This window comes from Burkholderia sp. HI2500, from assembly GCF_002223055.1.
In the GTDB taxonomy this organism is placed as follows: domain Bacteria; phylum Pseudomonadota; class Gammaproteobacteria; order Burkholderiales; family Burkholderiaceae; genus Burkholderia.
Map to the genome: position 1 here is coordinate 2,599,832 of NZ_NKFL01000006.1, position 26,193 is coordinate 2,626,024.

General features: G+C 67.0%; 25 protein-coding genes. 15 read left to right on the top strand and 10 right to left on the bottom strand.

Annotation, left to right across the window (positions count from 1 at the left end; translation table 11 throughout):
* Nucleotides 1-117 precede the first annotated feature (117 nt).
* Complete coding sequence (locus tag CFB45_RS29405) at nucleotides 118-957, top strand: AraC family transcriptional regulator (RefSeq protein WP_089428567.1); 840 nt, start codon at nucleotides 118-120, stop codon at nucleotides 955-957.
* 60 nt (nucleotides 958-1,017) lie between these two features.
* Here CFB45_RS29405 and CFB45_RS29410 read toward each other — a convergent pair whose 3' ends face one another.
* Nucleotides 1,018-2,382: a M23 family metallopeptidase gene (locus CFB45_RS29410; protein ID WP_089428568.1), complete on the bottom strand. Its 1,365-nt coding sequence runs from the start codon at nucleotides 2,380-2,382 to the stop codon at nucleotides 1,018-1,020.
* A 350-nt stretch (nucleotides 2,383-2,732) separates the two neighbouring features.
* Between CFB45_RS29410 and CFB45_RS29415 the strand changes: the two genes are divergently transcribed.
* A complete protein-coding gene (locus CFB45_RS29415; RefSeq protein WP_089428569.1) occupies nucleotides 2,733-3,602 on the top strand; it encodes a mechanosensitive ion channel family protein in 870 nt (289 codons plus the stop codon).
* 68 nt (nucleotides 3,603-3,670) lie between these two features.
* Here CFB45_RS29415 and CFB45_RS29420 read toward each other — a convergent pair whose 3' ends face one another.
* Both CFB45_RS29420 and CFB45_RS29425 read right to left on the bottom strand, forming a co-directional pair.
* A complete protein-coding gene (locus tag CFB45_RS29420; RefSeq protein ID WP_089428570.1) occupies nucleotides 3,671-4,804 on the bottom strand; it encodes a branched-chain amino acid ABC transporter substrate-binding protein in 1,134 nt (377 codons plus the stop codon).
* A 144-nt stretch (nucleotides 4,805-4,948) separates the two neighbouring features.
* Nucleotides 4,949-5,986: a histone deacetylase family protein gene (locus CFB45_RS29425; protein ID WP_089428571.1), complete on the bottom strand. Its 1,038-nt coding sequence runs from the start codon at nucleotides 5,984-5,986 to the stop codon at nucleotides 4,949-4,951.
* Nucleotides 5,987-6,101: 115 nt separating this feature from the next.
* Between CFB45_RS29425 and CFB45_RS29430 the strand changes: the two genes are divergently transcribed.
* From CFB45_RS29430 to dbpA, 5 genes are all read left to right on the top strand, one after another.
* Complete coding sequence (locus tag CFB45_RS29430; protein WP_089428572.1) at nucleotides 6,102-6,590, top strand: Lrp/AsnC family transcriptional regulator; 489 nt, start codon at nucleotides 6,102-6,104, stop codon at nucleotides 6,588-6,590.
* Nucleotides 6,591-6,659: 69 nt separating this feature from the next.
* A complete protein-coding gene (locus CFB45_RS29435) occupies nucleotides 6,660-6,965 on the top strand; it encodes a hypothetical protein (protein ID WP_089429197.1) in 306 nt (101 codons plus the stop codon).
* A gap of 510 nt (nucleotides 6,966-7,475) precedes the next feature.
* Complete coding sequence (gene mqo / locus CFB45_RS29440; RefSeq protein ID WP_089428573.1) at nucleotides 7,476-9,119, top strand: malate dehydrogenase (quinone); 1,644 nt, start codon at nucleotides 7,476-7,478, stop codon at nucleotides 9,117-9,119.
* A 277-nt stretch (nucleotides 9,120-9,396) separates the two neighbouring features.
* On the top strand, nucleotides 9,397-9,594 hold the full coding sequence (locus CFB45_RS29445) for a hypothetical protein (protein ID WP_011356541.1): 198 nt from the start codon (nucleotides 9,397-9,399) through the stop codon (nucleotides 9,592-9,594).
* Entirely contained in the window at nucleotides 9,591-10,988 is a 1,398-nt protein-coding gene (gene dbpA, locus CFB45_RS29450) for an ATP-dependent RNA helicase DbpA (protein WP_039344267.1), read from the top strand. Before CFB45_RS29445 ends, dbpA begins: the two co-directional genes overlap by 4 nt.
* Nucleotides 10,989-11,148: 160 nt before the next feature.
* Here dbpA and CFB45_RS29455 read toward each other — a convergent pair whose 3' ends face one another.
* Nucleotides 11,149-11,973: a phosphate/phosphite/phosphonate ABC transporter substrate-binding protein gene (locus CFB45_RS29455; RefSeq protein WP_089428574.1), complete on the bottom strand. Its 825-nt coding sequence runs from the start codon at nucleotides 11,971-11,973 to the stop codon at nucleotides 11,149-11,151.
* Nucleotides 11,974-12,273: 300 nt separating this feature from the next.
* Between CFB45_RS29455 and CFB45_RS29465 the strand changes: the two genes are divergently transcribed.
* Together CFB45_RS29465 and CFB45_RS29470 are read left to right on the top strand one after the other, a co-directional pair.
* Nucleotides 12,274-13,299, top strand: coding sequence for a fatty acid desaturase (locus tag CFB45_RS29465; RefSeq protein ID WP_089428575.1), 1,026 nt, complete (start codon nucleotides 12,274-12,276; stop codon nucleotides 13,297-13,299).
* 184 nt (nucleotides 13,300-13,483) lie between these two features.
* Entirely contained in the window at nucleotides 13,484-14,686 is a 1,203-nt protein-coding gene (locus tag CFB45_RS29470; RefSeq protein WP_089428576.1) for a benzoate/H(+) symporter BenE family transporter, read from the top strand.
* A gap of 25 nt (nucleotides 14,687-14,711) precedes the next feature.
* Here the strand turns inward: CFB45_RS29470 and CFB45_RS29475 are convergent, their stop codons facing one another.
* Together CFB45_RS29475 and CFB45_RS29480 are read right to left on the bottom strand one after the other, a co-directional pair.
* Complete coding sequence (locus CFB45_RS29475; RefSeq protein WP_089428577.1) at nucleotides 14,712-15,599, bottom strand: NmrA family NAD(P)-binding protein; 888 nt, start codon at nucleotides 15,597-15,599, stop codon at nucleotides 14,712-14,714.
* 252 nt (nucleotides 15,600-15,851) lie between these two features.
* Entirely contained in the window at nucleotides 15,852-16,769 is a 918-nt protein-coding gene (locus tag CFB45_RS29480; protein ID WP_089428578.1) for an AraC family transcriptional regulator, read from the bottom strand.
* A 194-nt stretch (nucleotides 16,770-16,963) separates the two neighbouring features.
* On the opposite strand from CFB45_RS29480, the gene CFB45_RS29485 reads away from it, so the two are divergent.
* A complete protein-coding gene (locus CFB45_RS29485) occupies nucleotides 16,964-17,164 on the top strand; it encodes a hypothetical protein (RefSeq protein ID WP_089428579.1) in 201 nt (66 codons plus the stop codon).
* A 21-nt stretch (nucleotides 17,165-17,185) separates the two neighbouring features.
* Here CFB45_RS29485 and CFB45_RS29490 read toward each other — a convergent pair whose 3' ends face one another.
* Nucleotides 17,186-18,139 (bottom strand): LysR family transcriptional regulator, encoded by a 954-nt coding sequence (locus CFB45_RS29490; protein WP_046548935.1) that lies wholly within the window; start codon nucleotides 18,137-18,139, stop codon nucleotides 17,186-17,188.
* 101 nt (nucleotides 18,140-18,240) lie between these two features.
* On the opposite strand from CFB45_RS29490, the gene CFB45_RS29495 reads away from it, so the two are divergent.
* From CFB45_RS29495 to CFB45_RS29505, 3 genes are all read left to right on the top strand, one after another.
* Nucleotides 18,241-19,599: an NAD(P)/FAD-dependent oxidoreductase gene (locus tag CFB45_RS29495; protein ID WP_089428580.1), complete on the top strand. Its 1,359-nt coding sequence runs from the start codon at nucleotides 18,241-18,243 to the stop codon at nucleotides 19,597-19,599.
* Nucleotides 19,600-19,925: 326 nt separating this feature from the next.
* Nucleotides 19,926-20,360, top strand: coding sequence for a phosphatase (locus CFB45_RS29500; protein ID WP_043178987.1), 435 nt, complete (start codon nucleotides 19,926-19,928; stop codon nucleotides 20,358-20,360).
* A 179-nt stretch (nucleotides 20,361-20,539) separates the two neighbouring features.
* Nucleotides 20,540-22,159 (top strand): histidine-type phosphatase, encoded by a 1,620-nt coding sequence (locus tag CFB45_RS29505; RefSeq protein ID WP_089428581.1) that lies wholly within the window; start codon nucleotides 20,540-20,542, stop codon nucleotides 22,157-22,159.
* 39 nt (nucleotides 22,160-22,198) lie between these two features.
* Here CFB45_RS29505 and CFB45_RS29510 read toward each other — a convergent pair whose 3' ends face one another.
* Nucleotides 22,199-22,858: an alanyl-tRNA editing protein gene (locus tag CFB45_RS29510; RefSeq protein WP_089428582.1), complete on the bottom strand. Its 660-nt coding sequence runs from the start codon at nucleotides 22,856-22,858 to the stop codon at nucleotides 22,199-22,201.
* 36 nt (nucleotides 22,859-22,894) lie between these two features.
* Nucleotides 22,895-23,914 (bottom strand): sterol desaturase family protein, encoded by a 1,020-nt coding sequence (locus tag CFB45_RS29515; RefSeq protein ID WP_089428583.1) that lies wholly within the window; start codon nucleotides 23,912-23,914, stop codon nucleotides 22,895-22,897.
* A 94-nt stretch (nucleotides 23,915-24,008) separates the two neighbouring features.
* Between CFB45_RS29515 and CFB45_RS29520 the strand changes: the two genes are divergently transcribed.
* Together CFB45_RS29520 and CFB45_RS29525 are read left to right on the top strand one after the other, a co-directional pair.
* Nucleotides 24,009-25,055: an AraC family transcriptional regulator gene (locus CFB45_RS29520; protein WP_089428584.1), complete on the top strand. Its 1,047-nt coding sequence runs from the start codon at nucleotides 24,009-24,011 to the stop codon at nucleotides 25,053-25,055.
* A 74-nt stretch (nucleotides 25,056-25,129) separates the two neighbouring features.
* The gene (locus CFB45_RS29525) at nucleotides 25,130-25,435 is read left to right on the top strand and encodes a hypothetical protein (protein WP_089429198.1); all 306 of its coding nucleotides are present in this window, start codon (nucleotides 25,130-25,132) and stop codon (nucleotides 25,433-25,435) included.
* A 149-nt stretch (nucleotides 25,436-25,584) separates the two neighbouring features.
* Here the strand turns inward: CFB45_RS29525 and CFB45_RS39640 are convergent, their stop codons facing one another.
* A complete protein-coding gene (locus CFB45_RS39640) occupies nucleotides 25,585-25,767 on the bottom strand; it encodes a hypothetical protein (RefSeq protein WP_256978408.1) in 183 nt (60 codons plus the stop codon).
* Between the last annotated feature and the right edge of the window lie 426 nt (nucleotides 25,768-26,193).

Sequence of the window (26,193 nt, forward strand, 5' to 3'; positions counted from 1 at the left end):
CGCCGCCCGGCGTGGCGATCCGCGTGGACGCCCCTGCCTGCCCCCGCCCCGCAAGAACGATCAAACGCCCCCGCCGCCGATACCATATAGTCCGCCCGACACGCTCATTGGAAAGCCATGAATCCGGTAGGACAAGCACTCTGGTTTATCGAAACCAAACTGGACCGCGAACTGACGCTCGACAGGATCTCCGCCAATTGCGACATGTCGCGCTTCGGCTTCTCGCGCCTGTTCTCGATGAACACCGGCTGGCCGGTGATGCGCTATGTGCGGGCGAGGCGGCTGACGCGTGCGGCACGCACGCTGGCGCAAGGCGCGCCGGACATCCTGCAAGTGGCGCTCGATGCTGGTTATGGCTCCCATGAGGCGTTCACGCGCGCCTTCCGCGATTGCTTCGGCATCACGCCCGAAGACGTGCGGGCACGGCGCACCCTTGACGGGTTGTCTCTAGTGGAGCCGCTTCGCATGAAAGAACTGAAGATCATCGACGTCGTACCGTCACGCTTCGAAACCACCGGCAAGCGGCTGATCGCCGGCATGAGCGACCGCTACACCTTCGAAACCAACGAAGGCATTCCGGCGCTGTGGCAAGCGTTCATCCCATACATCGGTACCCTTCCAGGCCAGGTCGACGACGTGACCTACGGCGTGTGCTGCAACCCCGATGCGGATGGCAGTTTCGAATACATCGCGGGCGTGGAAGTGACGAGCCGCGAACGGTTGCCCGCACCCTTTCGCTGGATCGAACTCGAACCGCAGCGGTATGCGGTCTTCGAACACGTCGGGCATATCTCCACGCTGCACCAGACGTTCTACAGCATCTGGAACGGCTGGCTGCCGACGTCAGGGTTCAAGGCGGTCGACGCGCCCGAGTTCGAGCGCTACAGCGCGGACTACGATCCGGTGACGGGCGCCGGCGTGCTGGAAATCTGGTTGCCTGTCGAACCTGCTGCGTAAGCGGTTTGCCTTGATCGGCCGCGGCGTGGCTCGCCACGGCCGGCGGCACCTCGCCAACCATCAACCGGCCCGCGATCCGGCAGGCTCCGACATCGCCACCGGCTGCGACCACCCGGCCGAAGCCAGGCGCGTGCGTGCATCGACTACCACGCGATTGAACGCAACACGCCGTTCGCCCTTCAGCTTCGCTGCCTTGCCCGCCTGCACCAGCGCGACCGGGTCGACGAGACGGGCATGCCGCCGAACCTCGAAGTGCAGATGCGGCCCCGTGGCCGTCCCCGTGCTGCCGACCGCGCCGACACGCTGGCCGCGCGCAACCCGCATGCCGGTTCGCAGCGTCGGCTCGAATGCCGACAGGTGCGCGTAGTACGACGCATAACCGCCGTCGTGACGAATCACCACGTACTTGCCGTAGCCGCGCGGCTCGGTGCCGATGAACGAGACGACGCCGCGCTCCGACGCATGAACCGCACGCCCGGCCGGCGCCGCGAGATCGACGCCGGAATGCACGTGACGTGCGCCGGTGACCGGATGCACGCGCGTACCGAAATGCGAGCTGATCCGGTTTGCGCTGACCGGCATCGCAAACCGCGCGCCGGCAAGGGGCATGCCGTCGAGGTCGTAATAGGCGCCCGGCGAGCCGGCATCGGGCGCAAACCACACGGCCGCGACGTGCTGGCCGTGCAAGCGAAGCTCGAGCGCCATCACGCGCACGCCGCCCGGCAGTTTGGCCTCACTGTCCGGTTCGTAGGCGACGCGGAACGTATCGCCCAGCGCACCGTGCTGTTTCAGGTCGATGCGACCGGCGAGCAGGCGGGTGATCTGCGCGGCAACGCCGGCCGGCAGATCGGCGCGCGCCAGCGACGCCTGCAGGCTGCCGACGATCGCGCCGGCCCGCGCGCCGCGTTCGGCTTGCTCGAACATGAACGGCTCGGCGCCGGCAAGATCGACCGGGCGCCGTTCGAACGCGGCGGGCTCGCCCGTCGCGGGCAACGCCGACGCAAGACCGTAATCGAACCTCGACGCGTACGCGCGTTCGACCGCGCCGCGCGCCGCGTCGCACAGCACGCGGTAAGCCACGCAGGCACCGAAGCGCGCCACCGGGTCGTCGCGTTCGCCGGCCGTCGGCGCGGTCGACGCATGCGACGTGTAGGCAACGTCGAGCGGCGCGGCCGTCGATGCGTGCAAGCCGCCCCACGTCGTGCGCGCGGCATTGAAAAAGGGCACGTCGACAAGGTCGGCCGTCACGGGCGAAAACGGCGCGGCGTCGTGCGACGCATCTGCCACCGCACCCGGTGCGCCGGCCACACAGGCCGCCGCGATGACACCGCGCAGCAGCGCGCGGCGCATCGGGAAACCCTGAACGCCGCGCTGTGCGGGTTGACCTTGTTCGCGTGCGAGACGGAAACGCAGGTCTAACCGCATGACGTCGTCACTCGCTGTCTGTCAATGAATCAGTGAAAAATCGGGAAAGAACCGGGTATCGCGGAGGAACGATCGTCGCGACCCGGCAACGTGAAAACGAGTGTATCGGTGCGATCGAATCGGCTAAATAGGACTAGTCTCATTTGATGGAAAAGCCTCTTAGTACAAAAACGAAACCTCGATTTCGCGACCTGACGGCACGGCCATGCGGCATTCGACCCCACCCGTTCGGGCGAACCATTGTGTGCCGCGTACAGTCGAACGCTGCCCGGCGCGTGAGCGCAAGCCTGCCCGATTACGGCGGGCACGCCACGCGTCACGCATCGTTTCTTCAACCCGGAATCCCGTTAATGTTTCTCGATCAACTACATCCGGAACGCTGGACGTTCCTGTGGAACGCGCTGTCCACTCTTTCTCTCAAGTTGTGCGCCGGCCTGGCACTGCTCGTCGCCGGCTGGTGGCTGTCGAAACGCATCGGCAACTGGCTGAACCGCCTGCTCTCGAACAAGGAGCGCGTCGACGACACGCTGCGGCCGATCCTCTGCGACGTCGCCGTGTGGGGCATCCGCATCGTCGCGATCGTCGGCGCGCTGTCGCAACTCGGGATCGAAACCGCGAGCATCGTCGCAGTGCTCGGCGCGGCCGGCCTCGCGATCGGGCTCGCGCTGCAGGGCACGATGCAGAACATCGCGGCCGGCATCATGCTTCTGCTGCTGCGACCGTTCAAGGTCGGCGACTACATCGACGGCGGCACGGGCGTCGCGGGCACCGTCGACGAGGTCGGGCTCTTCATGACGCGGCTGACGAAGCCGGACGGCATCTGCGAATACGTGCCGAACAGCGCGCTGTGGGGCAGCTCGATCCGCAACTACACGCGCAACCCGACGCGCCGCCTCGATCTCGAAGTGGAAGTGTCGGTGCATGACGATATCGATCGCGCGCTCGACGCGCTGCGCAAGCTGGCGCTCGCCGACCCGGACGTGCTGCAGGATCCGGAGCCGAACGTGATGGTGATGCGCTTCGACGACAGCACGGTCGTCGCAAACGTTCGCGTGTGGACGCACACCGACAAGTTCTGGGACATGCGCTGGCGTCTGGCGCGGCAGGCTCGCAAGGCACTCGCGGACGCGCACTGCGCGCTGCCGATCCGCACGCGCGAGCTGCACATCGTGCATGACGCGGAGCGTCGCGCCGAACGCGCGCAAACGCACGCGCTGTAAACGGCGAAGGCCGCGACGCACTGCCTGCTTCGCGGCCTTCGCAACGTCAATGCAACTTCAACGCCGCATCACATCTTCACGATATCGAGCAGCGCCTTCTTACCGCTCCTGTACGTGAACACCGAGATCGCGCCGTGCCTCAGGTCGCCCTGCGGCGTGAAGCTCGTCTCGCCGATCACGCCCTTGTAGTCGGTCGCGGGCATCGCGGCCAGCACCTTCGCCGGATCGGTCGAGTTCGCGCGCTTCATCGCGTCGACGATGATGTACACGGCGTCGTACGAGAACGGCGCATACACCTGCATCGGCTGGTGATAACGCGCTTCGTAGCGCTTCGCGAACGCCGCGCCGCCCGGCATCTTCTCGAGCGCGATGCCGGCCTCGGAGCACACGACGTTGTCGGACGCGGGGCCCGCGAGCTTCGGCAGGTCGGTCGAGCACACGCCGTCGCCGGCGAGGATCTTCGCGCGCATGCCGAGCTGGCGCGCCTGCTTCGCGAGCGGCCCGCCCGTCGAGTCCATGCCGCCGTACATGATCGCGTCCGGGTTCGCGCCCTTGATCTTCGTGAGGATCGCGCGGAAGTCGATCGCCTTGTCGTTGGTCGCATCGCGCGACACGACCTTCATTCCGGCGGCCTTCGCGGCCTTCTCGAACTCGGTCGCGAGGCCCTGGCCGTATGCGGTCGAATCGTCGACCACCGCTACCGTCTTGATGCCCAGGTTCTTCGCCGCATACATCGCGAGCGCCGGCCCCTGCTGCGCGTCGGTCGCCACCACGCGATAGGTCGTCTTGAAGCCCTGCTGCGTGTAGGTCGGGTTGGTCGCGGCCTGCGAGATCTGCACGACGCCGCCGTCGCGATAGACGCGCGACGCCGGAATCGACGTGCCCGAGTTGTGATGGCCGACGACGCCGATGACCTTGTCGTCGACGAGCCGCTGCGCGACCTGCGTCGCCGTGCGCGGATCGCCCGCGTCGTCCTGCGCGTCGAGTTGCAGCGTGACCTTCTTGCCGCCGATCGTCAGGCCCTTCGCATTGATTTCCTCGACCGCGAGGCGCGCGCCGTTCTCGCTGTCCTTGCCGAGGTGCGCGATCGCGCCGGTCAGCGGTGCGACGTGGCCGATGCGCACGATCTCGTCCGCGTGTGCGGACAGCGCGCACGTGAGCGCCGCCGCTGCCGCGAATGCCGTCATGGAATGTCGAAGCATGTCTGTCTCCTGGTCAGTCTTGTGGGCCCCGTTCAACGCGGGACGTGTTGTGGTTCGGATGACGAATCGGTTTCGGTCAGTGATGCAGCGCGTCCTGCACCGTGGGCCGCGACCCTGTCGGCGGCACGGCTGCGGTGCCGCGCGTTACGCGCGCCCTTCGAATCCCAGCAGCACGTTGACCGCATTGATGCCGATCTCGTCGACCATGTAGCCGCCTTCCATCACGAACAGCGTCGGCACGTTCAGGCGCGCGAGCGCCGCGCCGATGCGCAGATAGTCGGGCGAGCGCAGCCGGAAATGGCTGATCGGATCGTGCTCGAACGTATCGACGCCGAGCGACACGACGAGCGCGTCGGGTGCATGCGCGGCGATCGCGGCGGCCGCGTGGTCGAGCGCCGCCGAGTAGGTGTCCCACAGCGTGCCCTTCGGCAGCGGCAGATTCAGGTTGAACCCTTCGCCCGCGCCGATGCCGCGCTCGTCCGCGTAGCCGGAGAAGTACGGATACGACACCGGCGGCTCGCCGTGGATCGACGCGAACAGCACGTCCGCGCGGTCGTAGAAGATGTCCTGCGTGCCGTTGCCGTGATGGAAATCGACGTCGAGCACCGCGACGCGCGTGGCGCCCTGTGCGACGCAGTGCTGCGCCGCGATCGCCGCGTTGTTCAGGTAGCAATAGCCGCCCATGTACTCGCGGCCCGCGTGATGGCCGGGTGGGCGGCACAGCGCGAACGCCGCGCGCGCCGCGCCGCTCGACAGCAGGTCGGCGCCGGTGAGCGCCGAGTTCGCGCTCGCGCTCACGGCATCCCACGTGCCGGCGTTGATCGGCGCGCCCGCGTCCATCGCATAGAAGCCGAGCTTGCCGTCGATGAACGCGGGCGCGGTGGCTGCGGCCGGCATCGCGCGCACCGGCCACACGAGCGGCAGCGCCTGGCAGGTGCGGTCCGTGGCGGTCCACTCGTCCCACGCGCCGGCGAGGAAATCGACGTAGCGGGCACTGTGCGCGGCCGCGTAGTGGGTGCGGTCGAACGGCTTCGGCGCGATCACGTCGCCGAGGCCGGCGGCACGCACCTGCGCGAGCACCGTTTCGGCGCGAAGGGGGTTTTCGAACGAATCGGTGATCGCACCGTCCTTCAGTTCGACGCCGCGATGCAGGTGGTGATCGCTGCTGTAGACCGTGAGCATGGTTGAGCGTTGCAGTGAGGGTGGCAACAGTTTATTGACGGCAACCGGCAATAGCTTTGCTTTCGACGCGCGCGTTTCGTACAATTTTGAGAAAACCGCCTACGGATTCCCGGAAATGAGCAAAAATCGCGCTTCGGCCGAACTGGATGGCGTCGACCGCGCCATGCTGCGCCTGCTGCAGGACGACGGCGCGCTGTCGAACGCGACGCTCGGCGAGAAGCTGTCGCTGAGCGTCACGCCGTGCTGGCGCCGCCGCAAGCGGCTCGAGGACGAAGGCGTGATCACCGGCTACCAGGCGAACCTCGACCGGCGCGCGCTCGGCATGAACGTGTTCGCGTTCGTGCAGGTGACGTTCAACATGCATTCCGGCCAGGATTCGGATCACTTCGAGGACGTGATGCGGCGTCACGACGAAGTGACGTCCTGCCACAAGATCACCGGCGCGGCCGACTACATCCTGCAGGTCGTCGCGGCCGACCTCGACGCGTACGCGGAATTCGTCGAGCACGTGCTGCGCAAGCAGGCCGGGGTGTCGTCGATCCAGTCGAGCCTCGCGTTGCGTGAAGTGAAGTTCTCGTCGCGCGTGCCGGTGCCAGGCGACTGACCGTTCATGCTGTTCCGCGCCCGTGCCCGGGCATCCGTTGTCGATCGTCATCCCATGGAGCGCTACCTGATGAAACGTCTTCTTCCGTCTGCTTCGCTGGCCGCCGCCATGGCCTGCGCGCTCGCGTTGAGCGCCTGTGCGGCGCAACCCACCGAGCCGGCCGCCGCGTCGGCGCCGGCCGAGGCTGCCGCGCCGCCCCCGCCGCCGATGCCCGGCAGCGATCGCGATCCGCACGGCTGCATCCCGTCGGCCGGCTATTCGTGGTGCGAACAAACGCAGCAATGCGAGCGCCCGTGGGAACTCGCGAAGCAGAAGGGCTTCGCGAATTCGGCGCAGGCGTACGAGCAGTTCTGCCGGAACGATTTCGCGAAGTGACGCAACATGGCATGACGTGATCGGGACGCGGTGCGACGCCGCGCCCGACACCCCCGATCCCGCGCAGTTATCCCCAGCTTTCCCGCTTCCCGCGACCGCCATTCCGGAAACCCGGACACACACAAAACCCCACAAAAACAACGGGTTTTTTCGTTTGTGACACAGCAAACGAGTTCGGTTACATTACGCGCCCCTTGCCACCCCGCCTCCGCAAAACGCGTCGCGCGCGGCCTCTTTCCACGCAGCCTGAAGCGTCTTCCGCTCAGGCTTGCCGCAAGGGCCCGGGCGCGTAGTGCGCCACTGTGACGCAGGCGCTTGCCTGCCCGCAGGCAGCCGATCCGAAGGTGTCCTTCCCGACGCCTTCGCGTGCGCAAATGCAACGGCGTGCGGCGTCGATCCGGAATTCCGGATTCGCGTGTCCGGATCTCCGGATCCGTGTTTCATCGCGATCGACACCTGCGCCGGGCGGCTTGGCAAACCGATGCATCCAAGTTGAAAAAGGGATCTGCTGTGATCAAAACGTTACGGGTAATACTGTCGGCGCTCGCGCTGTGCGTCGCGACATCGTCCGCGCATGCCACCGATACGAAGAAGGTCGACGTCCTGCTGGTGGGCGGCGGCATCATGAGCTCGACGCTGGGCGTCTGGCTGCACGAGCTTCAACCTGACTGGTCGATGACCATGGTCGAGCGCCTCGACGGCGTCGCGCTGGAAAGCTCGAACGGCTGGAACAACGCCGGCACCGGCCACTCGGCGCTCGCCGAGCTGAACTACACGCCGGAGAAGGCGGACGGCAAGATCGACATCTCGAAGGCGATCGAGATCAACGAGTCGTTCCAGATCTCGCGCCAGTTCTGGGCGTGGCAGGTCAAGCAGGGCGTGCTGAAGAACCCGCATTCGTTCATCAACTCGACGCCGCACATGAGCTTCGTGTGGGGCGACGACAACGTCCGCTTCCTGAAGAAGCGCTACGAAGCGCTGCAGGCGAGCCCGCTGTTCCGCGGCATGCAGTATTCGGAAGACTACGACCAGATCAAGCAGTGGGTGCCGCTGATGATGGAAGGCCGCGACCGCAACCAGAAGGTCGCGGCGACGTGGACGCCGATCGGCACCGACGTGAACTTCGGCGAGATCACGCGCCAGTTCGTCGGCTACCTGAAGACGCAGCCGAACTTCACGCTGTCGCTGTCGAGCGAAGTGCGCGAGATCTCGCGCAATGCCGACGGCACGTGGCACGTGAGCTGGGTCAAGCTGCACTCGGATGAACCGGCGCAGTCGGTCGACGCGAAGTTCGTGTTCATCGGCGCGGGCGGCGGTGCGCTGCACCTGCTGCAGGCATCGGGCATCCCCGAGGCGAAGGACTACGGCGCATTCCCGGTCGGCGGCTCGTTCCTCGTGACGGACAACCCCGAAGTCGTGAAGCAGCACTTGGCGAAGGCGTACGGCAAGGCGTCGGTCGGCTCGCCGCCGATGTCGGTGCCGCACCTCGACACGCGCATCATCGACGGCAAGAAGATCATCCTGTTCGGGCCGTTCGCGACGTTCTCGACCAAGTTCCTGAAGAACGGCTCGTACTTCGACCTGCTCAAGAGCACCAACACGCACAACGTCGCGCCGATGATGCGCGTGGGCGTCGACGAATTCCCGCTGGTCCAGTACCTCGCCGGCCAGCTGATGCTGTCCGACGACGACCGCTTCAACGCGCTGAAGGAGTACTTCCCGAACGCGAAGAAGGAAGACTGGCGCCTGTGGCAAGCCGGCCAGCGCGTGCAGATCATCAAGCGCGACCCGGTCAAGGGCGGCGTGCTGAAGCTCGGCACCGAGATCGTCGCATCGCAGGACGGCAGCATCGCGGGCCTGCTCGGCGCATCGCCGGGCGCGTCGACGGCCGCGCCGATCATGCTGAACCTGATGAAGAAGGTGTTCAAGGACAAGGTCGCGACGCCCGAGTGGCAGCAGAAGATCCGCCAGATCGTGCCGAGCTACGGCACGAAGCTGAACGACAGCCCGGCGAAGGTCGTCGAGGAATGGACGACCACCAGCGACGTGCTGCAGCTGTCGCCGCCGCCGAAGATCGACCTCAGCACGCCGTCGCAGGCCACCGGCACCGCGCCGGCCCGCCCGGCGAAGGCGGCGACCGACATGGCACTGTAACGCGCCGAGCGCCGCGCGACACCCTCGCGCCGCACGACACGGCCGCCCTCCGGGGCGGCCGTTTTTCTTGGCGGGTCGCGGGCGAAACCGCCCGGCGGGCCGCCCGCTTCCGCTAGAATTGCGGCACGCGCGACCCTGTCGCCGCTCGATCCATCATCCGCATCGACGCAATCCAAGCGACGCCCGGTGCGGCCCGCGCCCAAGCCGCGCGAGCGCCGCCCGCCGTTGCCGCGCCCGCCCGGGCGCGCCATCAACCGAATTCAGCTGGAGAAAGACCGTGTTTACCTGCCGAAACCAGAGCTGCGGCACGCCGTGGGAGCAGTCCGACGTCGTCATCAAGGACGAAGGCCAGGGGCTGCTGTTCCGCTGCCCGCTGTGCGGCGCGCGCAACTACCTCGAACGCTTCGAAGACGACGAAGGCAAGGTCGTCTACGAGCAGATGGAAGGCCGCCCTTACCTCGGAGACCTGGAATGACCCAGCCGACCGCCACGCCGTTCAGCGCGCTGTCGTTGACGCCCGCCACGCTCGCCAACCTCGCGCAGCTCGGCTATGTCGACATGACGCCGATCCAGGCCGCGAGCCTGCCGGTCGCGCTGGCCGGCCAGGACCTGATCGCGCAGGCGAAGACGGGCAGCGGCAAGACCGCCGCGTTCTCGCTCGCGCTGCTGGCGCGCCTCGACGCACGCCGCTTCGACGTGCAGGCGATGATCCTGTGCCCGACGCGGGAACTCGCCGACCAGGTCGCGCAGGAAGTGCGCCGCCTCGCGCGCGCCGAAGAGAACGTGAAGGTGCTGACGCTGTGCGGCGGCACGCCGATGCGCCCGCAGGCGCAGAGCCTCGAGCACGGCGCGCATATCGTCGTCGGCACGCCGGGCCGCATCATGGATCACCTCGATCGCGGCAACCTGAAGCTCGACGCGCTGAACACGCTGGTGCTCGACGAAGCCGACCGGATGCTCGACATGGGCTTCTTCGACGACATCGCGAAAGTCGCGCGGATGTGCCCGACCACGCGCCAGACGCTGCTGTTCTCCGCGACCTATCCGGACGGCATCGCGAAGCTGAGCCAGCAGTTCCTGCGCAACCCGAAGGAAATCAAGCTCGAAGAGCGCCACGACAACAGCAAGATCCGCCAGCGCTTCTACGAAGTGACGGAAGACGAGCGGCTGCACGCGGTGGGCCAGTTGCTGAACCACTACCGGCCGGTGAGCACGATCGCGTTCTGCAACACGAAGCAGCAGTGCCGCGACCTGCTCGACGTGCTGCACGCGCAGGGCTTCCACGCGCTCGCGCTGCACGGCGAGCTCGACCAGCGCGAACGCGACCAGGTGCTGATCCAGTTCGCGAACCGCAGCTGCTCGGTGCTGGTGGCCACCGACGTCGCCGCACGCGGGCTCGACATCGCGCAGCTCGAAGCGGTGATCAACGTCGACGTGACGCCCGACCCCGAAGTGCACGTGCACCGTATCGGCCGCACCGGCCGCGCGGATCAGGACGGCTGGGCGCTGAGCCTGGCGAGCATGGACGAGATGGGCCGCGTCGGTGCGATCGAGCAGGCGCAGAAGCGCGACGTCGAATGGCATCCGCTCGCGGAACTGACGCCGGCCGACGACGGCGTGCTGACGCCGCCGATGGAAACGCTGCAGATCCTCGGCGGGCGCAAGGACAAGATCCGCCCGGGCGACGTGCTCGGCGCGCTGACCGGCGACGCCGGGTTCGACGGCAAGCAGATCGGCAAGATCAACGTGACCGAGTTCTCGACCTATGTCGCGCTCGAGCGCGGTGTGGCGCGCGATGCGCTGCGCAAGCTCAATGCCGGGAAGATCAAGGGCAAGCGGGTCAAGGTCCGGTTGATGGACGAAGAATAAGCGGTAACGTGGAGGCGTCGCGGCGGCATCGCCGCGCCGTGGCGCCTAAGCCCAACCTGAATCTGCCCCTGACCTTGCGTCGCCCCGGGCAACCTGCCGTCGTCGCCCCGCTTTCGGCAATCGGCCGCCGCCCCGTCAAGCCGCCCGCATCGCCTGCTTGCTACGCGAGCGCCGGATACCCATGCGCGGCTGCCTCGCGCTCGAACCGCTCGATCGTGTCGTAATCGGCTGGCAGCCGCCGTTCGAATCGCGTCAGCCGTAGCACGCGTGCCCGTTCCGCATCGGCCGCCACCGCGACGTCCAGCGCATCCTGCAACGCAGCGACCTGCGACTCCGGCAGCGCGCGCGATGCGATGAGCGGCAAACCCGGCGCAGAGGCCGTCATCCCGACGATCCGGATGCCCTCCAGCAATTCGGGCAACGCGTCGCGCACATACGCTAACGTCACGCAATCGATCGCGGCGCAATCGGCTTCCGCTGAAGCCAGCGCACGCAGCACGTTCAGGTGCGAGCCGAGCGCTGCAACCGATCCGAAGAATCGTCCGTCGCGTGCATGCGGCGCGACCGCATGCCGGAGCGCGTTCATCCCGCTGTGCGAATCGCTACCGTTAAATGCGGCCCGCAGCCCCCGGCATGCGGCGAGCGTCGTCGCGCCGCCCGCATGCGCGCGTGCCGACACGACCAGCACACTGCTGTAGTGCGCGCCGTGGCAACCGTCCGCATCGAACACGGGGGTTGCGATCAGTCGCACGACATCGCGCAGGCCCAGCATCCGGTACGGGTAGCCGCAGGTCTGCGACAGCAGCAGATCGTCGCGCCGCCACAGCGCGTGCAGGTCGGCGAAGGGTTCGTCGGGAAGCGTGACATCGGCAGGCCCGCCCGCGTTCGCGAACGCATCGAGCGTGTCGCGCAGCAGGGCGCGCCACAGCGCATCGTGGCGCGGCGTCACGTTATACATCGGCAGGGCGGCGATCCATGAGTTCATGCGGGCATTCTACGCATCGACGCTCACGCAGCGAAACCCGATTCGATCTCTGTAAAACGGGGGCTGATCGTCGCGCGGCACGCCCGAAGCTTATCGGCCGCTCGACGATAAGCAAATGCGAATCGATTGGTTGGCCGGGCGGCGCGATCCCGGTACCGTCCTGATGCCTGCCCGAGCATCGCCATTGCACGTGATAACGGACAGGCCGACCGTGATCCGCGAGACACCTGCGCACCCGGGCCGAGCGCACCGGTTCAACCGCTCGTTCCCCGCACTGCCCGTTCAATCCGCCTCAACGCCATGGCCGAATACTTCGACGTCGACCACGCGCGTGCGATCGCCGCGCTCGACACCCGCTTCACCGCCCGCACCGAGTGGCCGACCTGGCTGCTGGTCGTCGCGATCTACGGCGGCTGGCTCGCCGTGCTGCTGCTCGTGCGCGACGGCACCCTGTCGCTCGCGGCCGCGACGCTGCCGCTGATCCTGCTCGGCGCGTGGCACCTGTCGCTACAGCACGAGCTGCTGCACGGCCACCCGACACGCTCCGCCTTCGTGAACAAGCTGCTCGGTTATCCGCCGCTGACGGTCTGGTATCCGTACACGCTGTATCGCGATACGCACCTCGACCACCACCGCGACGAAGACCTGACCGTGCCGGGCGTCGATCCCGAAACGAACTACGTCACGCGCGAACGCTGGGCGCAGCTGCCGCGCTGGCGCCGCGTGCTGACGGTCGCCCGCAAGACTTTCATCGGACGCTTCATCGCCGGGCCGCCGTTGAGCATCTTTGCGATGTGCATCGATGCATTCGCCGCGTTTCGTCGCGGCGACTTTCGCTATCTGCCGATGTGGGCGATGCATATCGCCTGCGTGGTTGCGCTGCTCGCGTGGCTGCAATGGGCGATCGGCGTGCCGTGGTGGTATTACCTGCTCGTGGTCACGTGGCCCGCGCTGTCGATCGCGATGATCCGCTCGCTGTACGAGCACCGCGCCGCGCCGCATCCGAAGGCGCGCATCGCAATCAATGAAGCCGGCTTCGCGATGCGGCTGCTGTACCTGAACAACAACTATCACCTCGTCCATCACGACCTGCCGAAGCTGCCGTGGTACGACCTGCCGCGTGCGTACCGGATGCGCCGCGACGCGTATGCGCGGAAGTGCGGCGGCTTCGTGATTCGCGGCGGGTATCGCGAACTGCTCGCGCGCCATGCGTGGACGCCGACCGATACGCCCGTGCATCCGTTCGATCAGGGCACGGCGTCGTTGTCGACGGGCAGCGGTGTGAAGGTGGCGGTGGTCGACAAGGTGCTGCAGATCAGCACGTGACGTGCGGCGGAGCCGACGATTCGTCCGCCCCGCCGCGCATTCCTTACGAAACACCAACATTCTTGCTCCCGCCCGCGCATTGCCAATTGCGTCGGCAATGCCCAGAATGGCGGCTCGTCCGGGGCTTCCAACAATCATTCGCCCCGGCTCTGCTCCCGGCCGCGCGCCGCATGCCCCCACGACGATGCAACCGAACACCCCGCCCGGCGCAATCCGCGCGATCGGCAACGACTGGTCCGTTTCCGCGATTACCGCGGGTTTTCTCGCGGTACTGATTTCCTACGCGGGCCCGCTCGCGATCTTCTTCCAGGCCGCGCAGGCCGCCCATGCGTCGAATGCGATGGTGTCGTCGTGGGTCTGGGCGATCTCGATCGGCGCGGGCATTTCGGGCCTGTTCGCGAGCTGGAAGCTGAAGGTGCCGGTCATCACCGCGTGGTCGGCGCCCGGCACCGCGCTGCTCGTCGGCCTGTTTCCGCAACTGACGCTCAACCAGGCCGTCGGCGCGTACATCACGGCCGCGCTGATCATCCTGCTGATCGGCGTGACCGGCTATTTCGACCGGCTGGTGCGCCACATTCCGCGCGGCATCGCGTGCGGGATGATGGCCGGCATCCTGCTGCCGTTCGGCACGCATGCGTTCGCCGCCGCGTCGGAGCAGCCCGCGCTCGCGTTCGGGATGATCGCCGCCTACGTGATCTTCAAGCGCCTGCTGCCGCGCTACAGCATCGTGCTCGTGCTGCTGACGGGCGCCGCGCTCGCGACGCTGCTCGGGATGACGCATCTCGGCAACGTGTCGGCGAGCCTCGCGCACCCGATCTTCATCGCGCCCGAATGGACGCTCGGCACGACGCTCAGCCTCGCGCTGCCGCTCGTGGTCGTCAGCCTCACCGGCCAGTTCCTGCCGGGCATGACGATCCTGCGCGTGTCCGGGTATCACACGCCCGCGCGGCCGATCATCACCGCGACCAGCGTGATGTCGCTCGTGGTCGCGTGCTTCGGCGGGATCACGATCGTCGTCGCGGCGATCACGGCCGCGCTCTGCACCGGCAAGGACGCGCACGAGAATCCGGACCGGCGCTACATCGCCGGGCTCGCGAACGGGGCAATCTACCTGATCGGCGGGCTCTTCGCGGGCACGATCGTCACGGTGTTCTTCGCGCTGCCGAAGGCGTTCGTCGCGATCCTCGCGGGGCTCGCGCTGATCGGCGCGATCGGCGCGAACGTGCACGGGATCTTCGAGGACGAGAGCCACCGCGAGGCGTCGCTGATCACGTTCCTCGCAACCGCGTCGGGCATGACGTGGCTCGGGCTCGGCGCCGCGTTCTGGGGGATCGTGATCGGGTCACTTTCGTATGCGGTACTGAACAAGGTTCGGCGATCGGCGTGATGCGCCACGCGCGTCGCCGCCACTGTTATCGCGCGTGCTGGCGCACCAGTTGCGCGAGCGCATCGGCCAGCGTCGTCGTGCCATACAGCCGCTCCGACACGCCCTCCTCGACGTCGATCTGCCCCGCGTTGTGCACGTCGTAGAGATCGACGATCAACTGCGCATGTCGTTCGCTGAGGCCCGCGCGCAGCAGCGTCGCGGCCCACGTCTCGCGCGGCAACTCATGCGCGACGATGGCCCGGCCGGCCGCCGCGGCGAGCGTATCGGCGATCGCCGTCACGCTCACCCGCCGCGGCCCTTCGACACTGACGATGCGCGGACCGTTGCCGCCTTCCGGCGCATCGAGCAGCAATTGCGCCGCGACGACGCCCACATCGGGCGCCCAGACCGTCGGGAACACCTTGCCGACCGGATGGTGAAAGCTCGGCAGCACGCCGGTGCCGAGCGCGACCGGCAGGATGCGCGTCCAGTTCTGCAGATGCTCAGCCGAACGCAGCAGCGTCACGTGCGTCGGGATCGCCTTCAGTTGCTCCTCGAAGTGATGAAACAGACGCGTGATGCCCGTATTGCCGTCGCGCTCCGCACCGTAGTCCGACAGCGCGAGCAGCACCGGCGGCGGGTTGGCGGCGAGCGCGGCAGCCGCGACGTCGATCGTCCGCGTCATCGTCGCGGCCGGATCGGGGTCGGCGACCGGCACCGGGCACAGGATCTGCACGGCCCGCGCGCCGTCGATCGCCGATGCGACCGCGTTCGCGTCGGTCAGCTCTGCGGTCACGACGTCGCAGCCAAGCTGCGCGAAACGTTCACGATGGCGTGCGTCGCGCAATACCGCGCGCACGGGATGGCCGGCGTTGCGTAGGGCCGTCACGGTCGACTGGCCGACGTTGCCGGATGCACCGAAGATCACGAACACGATTCGCTCCTGAGAGGATGAAAGTGCGGTGATTGTCGGTTTGCGCGACGGGAACGGCGCGCACGGAGGGATGAAACCAGCAGGAAAGGATGACGGATTGGCTGGCGGCTGTCATGCGGGCCGTCCGCTGCCTCGCCTTCCGCGTCGAATCGTACGGTCTGCCTCTAGCCGAGGAACAGTCCGGGAGCCTGTTGGACAATTGCCCCGGGATCCGGCGCGACGACTGATCTCCGGCGCGGCGCCATCGCTCCGCTACGCGTCACCCCCGCTACCTTCGCCGTCATACGCGAGCCGCAGCCCGCCCCGCGCCCCCGACCGCGCAATCTCGGTCGGCGTCGCGCCCAGCACGCGATTCATCCAGTTCGCCATGTGGCTCTGATGCGCAAACCCGGCCTCGAGCGCGATCTGGCTGATGCTGAGCCGGCCTTCGAGCAGCAACGCCTTCGCGCGCTCGACCCGGCGCCGCACGACGTACTGGTGCACCGGCATCCCGAGCGTCTCGCGGAACAGCACCTTGAAGTGCGGCACGCTGATCGACACGAGCGCCGCGAGTTCGGCCAGCGTCATGCGCCGCTCCAGGTTCGCTTCGACGTAGTCGATCACGCGCGCGGCCGCCTTCGGCGCGAGCGTGCGGCGGCGCTCGCGGAATGCCGGCTGGCCGTCGACCAGCCGCGCGACGAGCGCCGTGCACAGGCTTTCCGCATAGAGCGGATCCGACGCGTCTTCCGCTTCGAGTTCGGCGGCCATCGCCCACGCGATGTGCTGCAGGCGCGGGTCACGCACCTGCAGCCGGCGGCGGATCTGCCCCTGCGACGGCTTCAGTTCGAGCTGTTCGACGGTCCGCCGCACGAAGGTGTCGCTGAGCGCGATATGGAGGATCTGGCAGTCGGCGCTGTCGGTCCACTGGCCGGGCAGGCCGGCCGGAATCACGTCGACGTCGCCATGCGCCTGGATGCGCGACACACGCTCGCCGTCGCACACGCAATCCGCGCGAACGGGTGACCCGATATGCACGCCGATCCGGTGATGCTCGGCCGCCGGAATCCGGTAGGTGCCCGCGCGGATGGCCAGCAGCGACGCCCCGAAGCCCTGCCAGCCGAGCCCGCGGCTCGAGCGCAGGCTGACCGGGACGCCGTTGTCCGTCGGCGCCGCGAGAATCGCATCGCTCATGGCCTTCCTCCTGTGGATCGGGATGTCGAACGCGCATTGTGACGCGTTTTCGGGCCGCCTGCCGGGCCTGCCGGCGGCCCGCCCCGGTCGAGCAGAAAAAGATCATCCATTCCTGCTCAGGGCCATCCTTGTGTGCGCGCCGGCGGGCGCCGCGCCGCTTACGATGGCCCCATCCGACACCTACGGAGACCGTCATGCCCCATCAGTGCCTCGTGCAACGCGCCGCGTTCACCGTGCGCTCGCCTTCCGCCAATCGCCCCTCATCCGGCCCCCGCAACGACCGCACCGCCTTCGCCACCATCGCCGCCTGGTGCCTGCGCATCGTCGGCTGGACCCGGCTCGAACGGCTGCTCGCATCGATCCCCGACAGCAACGACGACTTCGGGCTCGTCTGACCGGCCGGTCAACGCATCCGCCTACTTGCGCCGCCGCTCGTGCGGCGCCACCGTCGCGCCGTCGATCACCGGCGCGCCCTGCTTGATCAGGAAATCGCGGAACAGCCCCGTGACCTGCGAAATGCGCCGGTCGGCGAGCGTGACCACATACCACTCGCGCTCGATCGGGTTGCCGGGGAACGGCAGTTGCCCGAGCAGCCCGGTGCGCAGTTCGAGTGCACACGCGTGCAACGACAGGAACGCCACGCCGAGCCCCGCTTCGGCCATCTGCTTGATCGCCTCGTTGCTCGACAGTTCGGAGCCCACATGGAACCGGTAACCCGCGTTCTTGAACAGGCTCTCGACGGTCGAGCGCGTCCCCGCGCCGCGTTCGCGCACGAGCAGGTGCGCGGATTCGAGATCCTTCAGCGCGACGCGCTTGCGCTGCATCAGCGGATGGCCGGGCGCCGCGACGAACACCATCGGATGCTTCGCGAACTCGACCGCATGCGTGCGCAGTTCCTTCGGCGCGCTGCCCATCACCGCGAGATCGATTTCATGCGTGGCGAGCATGCGGATGATGTCGTCGCGATTGCCCACCTTGAAATAAGTCTTCACATGCGGACGCGTCGCGGTGAATTTCACGAGCAGCGGCGGAATCAGGTACTCGGCCGTCGTGATCGCGCCGATCCGCAGCGTGCCGCCGAGATCGCCCGTCAGCGCGGCGACTTCGTCGCCGGCTTCGCTCCACAGATGCAGGATCTCGCGCGCATAGCGCGACACGATCTCGCCGGCCGCGGTCAGCTGCACGCCGCGCCCCACCCGCTGCAGCAACGCGGCGCCCACCGCCTCCTCGAGCAGGCGCACCTGCAGCGACACGGCCGGCTGCGTCAGGTTCAGTTCCTCGGCCGCCCGCGACACGCTGCCGAGCCGCGCAATCATGTCCAGCGCCTTCAGCTGCCGGAACGTCGCGGTTTTTCCTATAAGTGAATACATATGAGTCGCTTATAAACATTAAATTGTTCGAGTAGGTTCGAAACTATATCGTCGGTTCTTGAGCAATGTCATCCGAATCGTCATTAAAGCGGGAGCCCTACATGGACAACACCACGCCCAACCTTGCAACGGATCGCGCCCCGCGCCTGCCGCGCATCGTGATCGTCGGCGGCGGCGCCGGCGGCCTGCACCTCGCCACGCGTCTCGGCGATACGATCGGACGCCGCGGACAAGCCGAAGTCGTGCTCGTCGACCGCTATCCGACGCACTTCTGGAAGCCGCTGCTGCACGAAGCCGCATCGGGCCATCGCGACCCGGCCTCGCACACGATCGAATACGCGGCGCAAGCGAAGCGCCACGGGTTCCGCTTCGTGCAGGGCGCGCTACAACAGGTCGACCGCGCGGCACGCACCGCGACGATCGCGGCCGTGCAGGACGCGGACGGCACGGAAATCCTGCCGCAGCGCGAGCTCGGTTATGACGATCTCGTGCTCGCCGTCGGTAGCGTGACGAACTTCTTCAATGTGCCGGGTGCGGCGCGCCACGCACTGCCGCTCGAGAACCTCGACCAGGCCGAGGATTTCCGCCGGAAGTTCCTCGCGGCCTGCACGAAGGCGAATCACCTGGCCGAGCAGCAGCCCGCGCGGCGCGCGGCGCCGATCTGCATCAACGTGATCGGTGCGGGCGCGACGGGCGTCGAGCTGGCAGCGGCATTGCGGGATGCGATCCAGCAACTGACGACGTACCGCTTCAAGGCGCTGGTGTCCGCGCGCGACGTGCACATCCGGTTGATCGAAGGCGGCCCGCGCATCCTGCCGGCGCTCGACGAGCGGCTGTCCGGCAAGATGCACGCGCAGCTTCGCGCGCTGAACGTCGACGTGCTGACCGATACCCGCGTGGCGGAAGTCGGCGCGGACGCCGTGACGACCTCGACCGGCGAACGGCTCGCGAGCGACATCACGATCTGGGCGGCCGGCGTGGCGGGCCCCGCGTTCCTGCGGCAGATCGGCGACATCGCGCTCAACCGCTCGAACCAGGTGATCGTGACCGATACGCTGCAGACGCCGGACGATCCGCACGTGTATGCGTTCGGCGACTGTGCCGCCTGCCCGACGGGCGGCGCAAACGGCTTCCTGCCGCCGCGTGCGCAGGTCGCTTATCAGCAGGCCGTGTACCTGGTCAACGCGTTCGCGCGGCGCGTCGCCGGCAAGCCGGTGGCGGGCTTCACGTTCCGCGATGCGGGCACCGTCGTGTCGCTCGGGCATGCGGGCGCCGTGTATCAGGCCGACATCAGTGTGCGTTCGCGCTCGCTGATCGTCGACGGGCTTGCCGCGATCGGGCTGTACAAGTTCCTGTATCGCAAGCACCTGTTCAGCGTGGTCGGCGTGAAGCGCGCGCTGTTCCAGTCGCTGAGCCACTGGCTGCAAAGCCGCAACCAGCCGTCGATCAAGCTGCACTGATCACGCCTGTTCATACGCGGGATCGCAAGACGGCATATCGGGCGTGCATCGCTCGATATGCCGTTTTTTCATATGCACATGCGCAGTGCATTCACCGCGTGCGCGAATCTGGTGCATCACATCGAAGGCCGTCGATACGATGCGATTCGCGCGAAGTAGGCCGTGCGACACGCATCCCGCGTCCACATTGGCTCGACGCCCCATTCATTAGTCAAATCGTATGGGTCGGCTATAAATATTAATTGGTCGCGTTTTCCGGATCGACGCTAAGGTGTGTGGCATTCCCGTCGGCGAACGGATCATCACGTCTCTGAAGAGGAATCACCGTGGTCATCGAAGCCATCGTCACCCGTCTCGACGCAGCATTCGCGCAAATCGAAGCAACACCGGATTCGCATGAATCGCGCCATCAACGCGACGCGATCATCCAGTGGCTCGACCGAGCATCGGAAGAAGGATATCGACTCGGTCTCGTCACGACGCTGCCGGCCGCACGGCTCAGCGACATGTTCGAAGGCCAGTTCGGCCGCGCGAACCTCGACCGCTTCTCGGTCGTCGTCACGGACGCCAATCAGCAGGACTCCGGATCAAACCAGCATCCCTTCGACGTCGCGCTGCAGGCACTCGGCGTGCCGCCCGAACGCGCGGTGGCGATTGCGAGCAGCGAACCGGAGCGCCGCGAAGCCGAGCATTTCGGCCTGTCGCGCTGCGTGAACATCACCGACACCGTGCGCTCGATCGCATCGGCCGGCCTGCACTGAACGCCGGCACACGGGCCGGCGGTGGCCGGCCTTCCTCGATCCGGCGGCAATCCGACGATTGCCCGACCGAATCCTGACATTCTGCTGTCAAAGTCGCTTGCAACACTTCCGGGCTTGACCGATCACGCCCGGAGACGGGACGACGCGAACCTGCATCGTCCCGCCCGTTGCACGCCACGATGACACGCCCGATCCGCACCGCCACCGCCCTCGCGATTACCTGCCTGCTGCTCGCTGCCTGCGGCGGGGACGACTCGACACCACCCGCGGCCTCTGCCGACAACAGCGGTTCGACGCCTGCACCGCAACCGCAGCCTCAGCCCAAGCCGACACCCGCGACTTACTACCAGACGAAGACGCCGTACCGTCCGCAGCAGGACGCCGCGACGTACGAAGCGCCGCCCGCCGGCTACGCGCCCGTCTATACGGAACTCGTCGCGCGCCACGGCTCGCGTGGATTGTCGGGCTTCAAGTACGACGGCGCGATCTACGCGATGCTGGTCAAGGCCGAGGCCGACGGCGCACTGACCAGGCTCGGCGCGCAGCTCAAGGCCGACACCTACGCGATGATGAAGGCCAATGCGCTGCTCGGCTATGGCGTGGCGGGCATCTCGACGCCCGGGTACGGCAATCTCACGCAAACCGGCATCCGCGAACACCAGCGGCTCGCCGCGCGGCTCGCGCAGCGGTTGCCGGCCTTGTTCGCGGCCGGCAACCGGCAGGTCGTCGTCGTCAACTCGGGCCAGGATCGCGCGGTCGACAGCTCGACGTATTTCTCCGCGTCGCTCGTGGCCGCGCAGCCGGCGCTGGCCACGGCGATCACGCTGCCCGCCGCGCCGTCCGGCTATCCCGCGAACGCGCCGGTCGCGCAGCCGGCCGGCACCAACCGCTTCCTGCTGTATTTCCATTCGTTGAAGCCGGCCACCGATCTCGTAACCGACACCGGCAATCCGTACTATGCGACCTATCAGGCGAGCCAGGCATACCAGGCCTATGCGAACGACGCGACGGTGGCCGCAAAGCTCAACGCGATCAAGGCCGCGCCGCAGGCGGCCGACGTCGCGCAGACGGTGCTGTCCGCGCTGGTGTCGCAGGCCTTCATCGCGAAGCTCGGCACCGACGGCTACACGTTCGCGAACACGGGCACCTATGCATTCACGTCGGCGGACGGCAAGTTCACCAACACGCTGAAGGGCGACGGCAAGACGAAGATCGCAACGGCCGTCGATGCGGTGAACGTGCTGTACAACCTGCTGCAGGTCGCGCCCGCGATGACCGCGGAAACCGGCGGCGTCACGATGGAGAAGTACATCGGCGCGGAGCAGGCGCAGTATCTCGCGTATCTGCAGGATGCCGAGGACTACTACCAGAAGGGGCCGGGCATCCAGGAAGCGAACCCCGTCACGTACCGGATGGCGAAGGTGCTGCAGGACGATTTCTTCGGCGAAGTCGATGCGATCGCGCGCGGCGATCTGACCCGCGCCGCGAAGCTGCGCTTCACGCACGCGGAGATCGTGATTCCGTTCGCGTCGATCATGAACCTGAAGAACGTGTTCGTGCCGACGCCGCAGGCGCAGACTTACACGTACGCGAGCAATCCGTGGCGCGGTGATCAGGTGTCACCGATGGCCGCGAACATGCAGTGGGATGTCTACCGCAACGGCTCGCGCCTCATCGTGAAGATGCTGTACAACGAGCGCGAAACGGATTTCCAGGCCGCGTGCGACGGCGCGAAGATCGCCCCGGGCAGCCACTTCTACGACTACGCGGGGTTGAAGCAGTGTTACGGGTATCAGTGAGGTGACGCGGGCAGCGGATGACGCAACCCGCTCACCCCGCTACCCGCCGGCGCTCTCCGGCTCGACCAGCATCACCTCGATCCGCTCCTTGCCTTTCCCGGTATTCCTGCGCTTGAGCGTCAGCATGCCGATCTCGCCGGTCGACGCCGGATGCGTGCCGCCGCACGCCATCGTCGCGAAGCCGTCGACCCGCCAGAATCGGCGTTGCGCATCGACATCGCTGAAATCGGTCACGATGCGCAGGTCGCGCTTCGACAGGTCGGCCGCGGCCGATTCGATCTCGGGAAACAGCGGCGCCACGCTCGTGTCGCTCGCGAAATCGATGCGCGCCTTGTCCGGCCCGATATGCGCGCCGATGCGCTCGATGCCGGGCCTGAGCCGATAGACCAGCTGCAGCACCATTTCGGCCGCGAAGTGCAGACGCATCAGCCGGTACCGCCGCGCCCAGTCGATGCTCCAGGTCACGCGATCGCCGACGCTCAGCGCATGATCGTGCGGCAGCGTATAGACGATGTCGAGGCCCTGCTTGTCGGCCTGGATGACCGGATAGCCGCACAGCGACCCCGCGTCGCTTTCCTGCCCGCCGGAAAACGCAAAGAAGATGGTGGCGTCCACCCGCACGCGATCGCCGTCGACGTGGCTGACGACGGTATCCAGCGTCGTCCGATAGGGATCGTCCCAGAATACTTTCTTCGTCATTGCCCGCCGCGCCTTTCGCCGAGGAAAGCATGCAGGTTAGCCGGATCGCGTACCGGTGGCTTGTACGATCTTGCGCCCTGGCGCCGACGCATCCTCGTCGGGCATCGCACGCGAGGTTGTCGCCGTCTCCTCCTCGCCCTTGCGCTCGACACTCCACGTATGGATCGGCCGATGCCCCGGCCGCTCCCACTCGGGTGGCATCCACAGGTGTTTCAGCCGCTGCAGGGCGGGCCCGGGTGCGAGCACGTCACGCCACATGTCGACGAATTCGTGCAGGTTCAGCACCAGTAAGTTATACGAACGAATCTGCTGCGTGATCCCGTAGTCGACCGGCTCCGTTTCCTCGACATACGTGCCGAACAGGCGATCGAAGATGATCAGCACGCCGCCGTAGTTCCGGTCGATGTAACGCGGATTGCGGCCATGATGCGCGCGATGGTTCGACGGCGTATCGAACACGTACTCGAACCCGCGCGGCAGCCGCCCGATCGCTTCGGTATGCACGAAGTACTGGTACGCGAGATCGACCGCGAGCAGGAACAGCACGACGGCCGGCGGGATGCCGAGCCACACCGGCGGCAGGTAGAACACGAACACGCCGACGAACGCGTTCAGCAGCGACTGCCGCATCGCCGTCGTGAAGTTCATCACTTCGCCGCTGTGATGTGGCACGTGCGCGGCCCAGAACCAGCGCACGCGATGCGACGTGCGATGAAACCAGTAGTAGCAGAACTCCACGACGACGAAGATCGGCACGATCGTGAAGCCGTTCACCGGCACGTCGAACAGCCGGTGCCGGTAGACCCACGCGAAGATCGCGCCCGTGAACAGGAGCCCCATCACGGTCTCGGCCACCTGATAGCCTGCGCCGAGCGACAGGTTCGCGGCGATCTCCTTCCAGCGAAACGGCTCGCGGCGGCCGCGCCCGGTCATCACCGCATATTCGATTGCGAACGCGATCAGGAAGACCGGCGTCATGCCGATCAGGAGCACCTGCTTCCAGTCCACGTCGTTACCCAGGAACGCATGGAGCCACGTCATCAACTCGGTCGGCATGTTCGCGGCCTCGATCAAGAACTGACCGGCAGTATGGTCGCGCGCGGGTCGCCACGCGTTGACACTTGCCGACGATTACTTGACACTTTCCGCCATGCCCGCCGCCTCCCCGCTATCGACGCAGCGCGTCTACTACTCGAGCACCTACGTGCGGCTGCTGTTCGACTATCTGTCCGAGCAGGGCAAGGATGCCGCGCGCGTGCTCGGCGAGGCGCGGCCGCCCGAGGACGATCGCGGGCTCACGCTGTATGCGAGCGCTCACTGGCGGCGCCTGCTCGAATGCGCGGTGCGCGCGCTCGACGATCCGCTGCTCGGCCTGCACGTCGGCCAGCGAATCACGCCCGCCCATCTCGGTGCGCTCGGCTATGCGCTCCATGCGTGCCGCGATGCCGGCGCCGCACTCGCGCGCTGGCAGCAATACGAACACCTGATCGCGAACGTCGCGCGCATGGAGGTGCGGGTCGAGGCGACGTCGGTCGCGATCGAATGGCACGACGCGCCCGAGCCGCTCGGCCCGCTCGTCGACGAAGTGGCGCTGACGGCCATCGTCCAGTTCGCACGCAACATCACCGGCACGCATCACGGGCCCGACGAGGTCTGCTTCGTGCATCCGTCGCCCGGCGACGAGCAACCGTACATCGACTATTTCGGCTGCCCGGTGCGATTCGGCCAGCCGGTGAACCGCCTCGCGTTCCCGCTGCATCTGCTCATGCAGCCGCTGCGCCAGCCGGATGACGCACTGCTGCAGATGATGGAACGCCAGGCGAGCGCGCTGCTCGCCGAACTGCGGCAGACGGACGATCTCGAACAGTCGGTGCGCGAAGCCGTCGCGCGCCTGCTGACGCAGGGCGAAGCGAGCCTCGAACAGATCGCCGCGGGCCTGCATGTGTCGTCACGCACGCTGCATCGACGGCTTGCCGAACTCGGGCTCAACTTCCGGATACTGCGCGAGGACACGCGGCGGCGGCTCGCGATCGACCACCTGAACGATCCGCGGCTGACGCTCGCGGAAGTCGCCTGGTTGCTCGGCTATTCGGAACACAGCGCCTTTACGCGCGCCTTCCGGCGCTGGACCGGCGAATCGCCACAGCAGTGGCGCAGCCGGCAACCGGCGCGGGCAGCGAACGTCGCGCGCGGCTGAGCGCGGCGCGCAAGTGCGCCGCCGACGAACTCGCGTCCACCCGCGCGGTCGAACGAGCATCGCCGGAGAATCCCATGAAACGCGTTGCCCCTGTTGCTCTCCTGACCCTGCTGGCCGCCGTCAGCTTGCCGGCCGCCGCCGGTGCGCCGTCCGGCAGCGCCGAACCGGCGCCCGTTCAAGTGCACGCAAAAAACTGCGTGCCGTCCCGCGACGCCACGCCCGACGCGCGCTCGCCGTCAAAGGCGCCGCCGATCCGCGTATGCGTCAGCGATGCCAATACGCAACTGAACCTGCCGTGGTTCCTGACCGATGTGCTCACCGCGGTGGACACGCATCAGTCGGGCGGTGACTTGCTGCGCAAGATGCGCAACGATTTCTGAAGCGCGGCCCGCGCGACGCGCCGGCACCGTATCGTTCACTCATCTCCTGACGCCTGCAGCACCTGCACGAACGTGCCGACCATGCCGGCCCATATCGCGGGATCGGCAATGCTGCACAGCAGCGCGAGCAACTCCTTTCGTTCACCTTTCTAAAGCGGGCCACGTTCACCGCTGATGGTGTTGTAGCGCGGCGTGCCGCGCGCAGCGAGCGCGCGGTTGAGCGAGTAGTTGCCGGCTTTCCCGTTCACGGCAATCTGGATCCACAGCGAACCGCCATCGGCCGCGGCTGCGCCATCGGTCACGATGACCGTGGGCGCGGTATTTTCTTCCATCCCGAAGCTCCGGCGAGACGTGCGACCGTAGCGCGCGGCGACCGATCACAGGCCGTCGGCAGGTCGACGAAGACAGCATCCCGAAAGAATGTTTCTTGTCGAGACACAATGACAAAACTACACCAATAGTTGAATAACAATATTTCGTAATCTCTCATCACATCTTATACTTGCCGCGCACCATCCTCGTGCCAAGAGACGGTGTTTTTTTGTCCCGGCCGCAAGACCATGCGGCCGGGGTTTTTTCGGTGTGCTACGTCTATGTACAGGTGCTGCATGCACATGTTCATAAAGGCAAGCCGCCGGGATAATTGGCCGATTGCGCCGGGTCCGCCGCACATGCCCGTCGCGACCGTAGCATCGATCGCATTGCGATCCCGGCACGCACCGCGCATGGCCCGAACCCGGCATGACGCATGCGCCGGG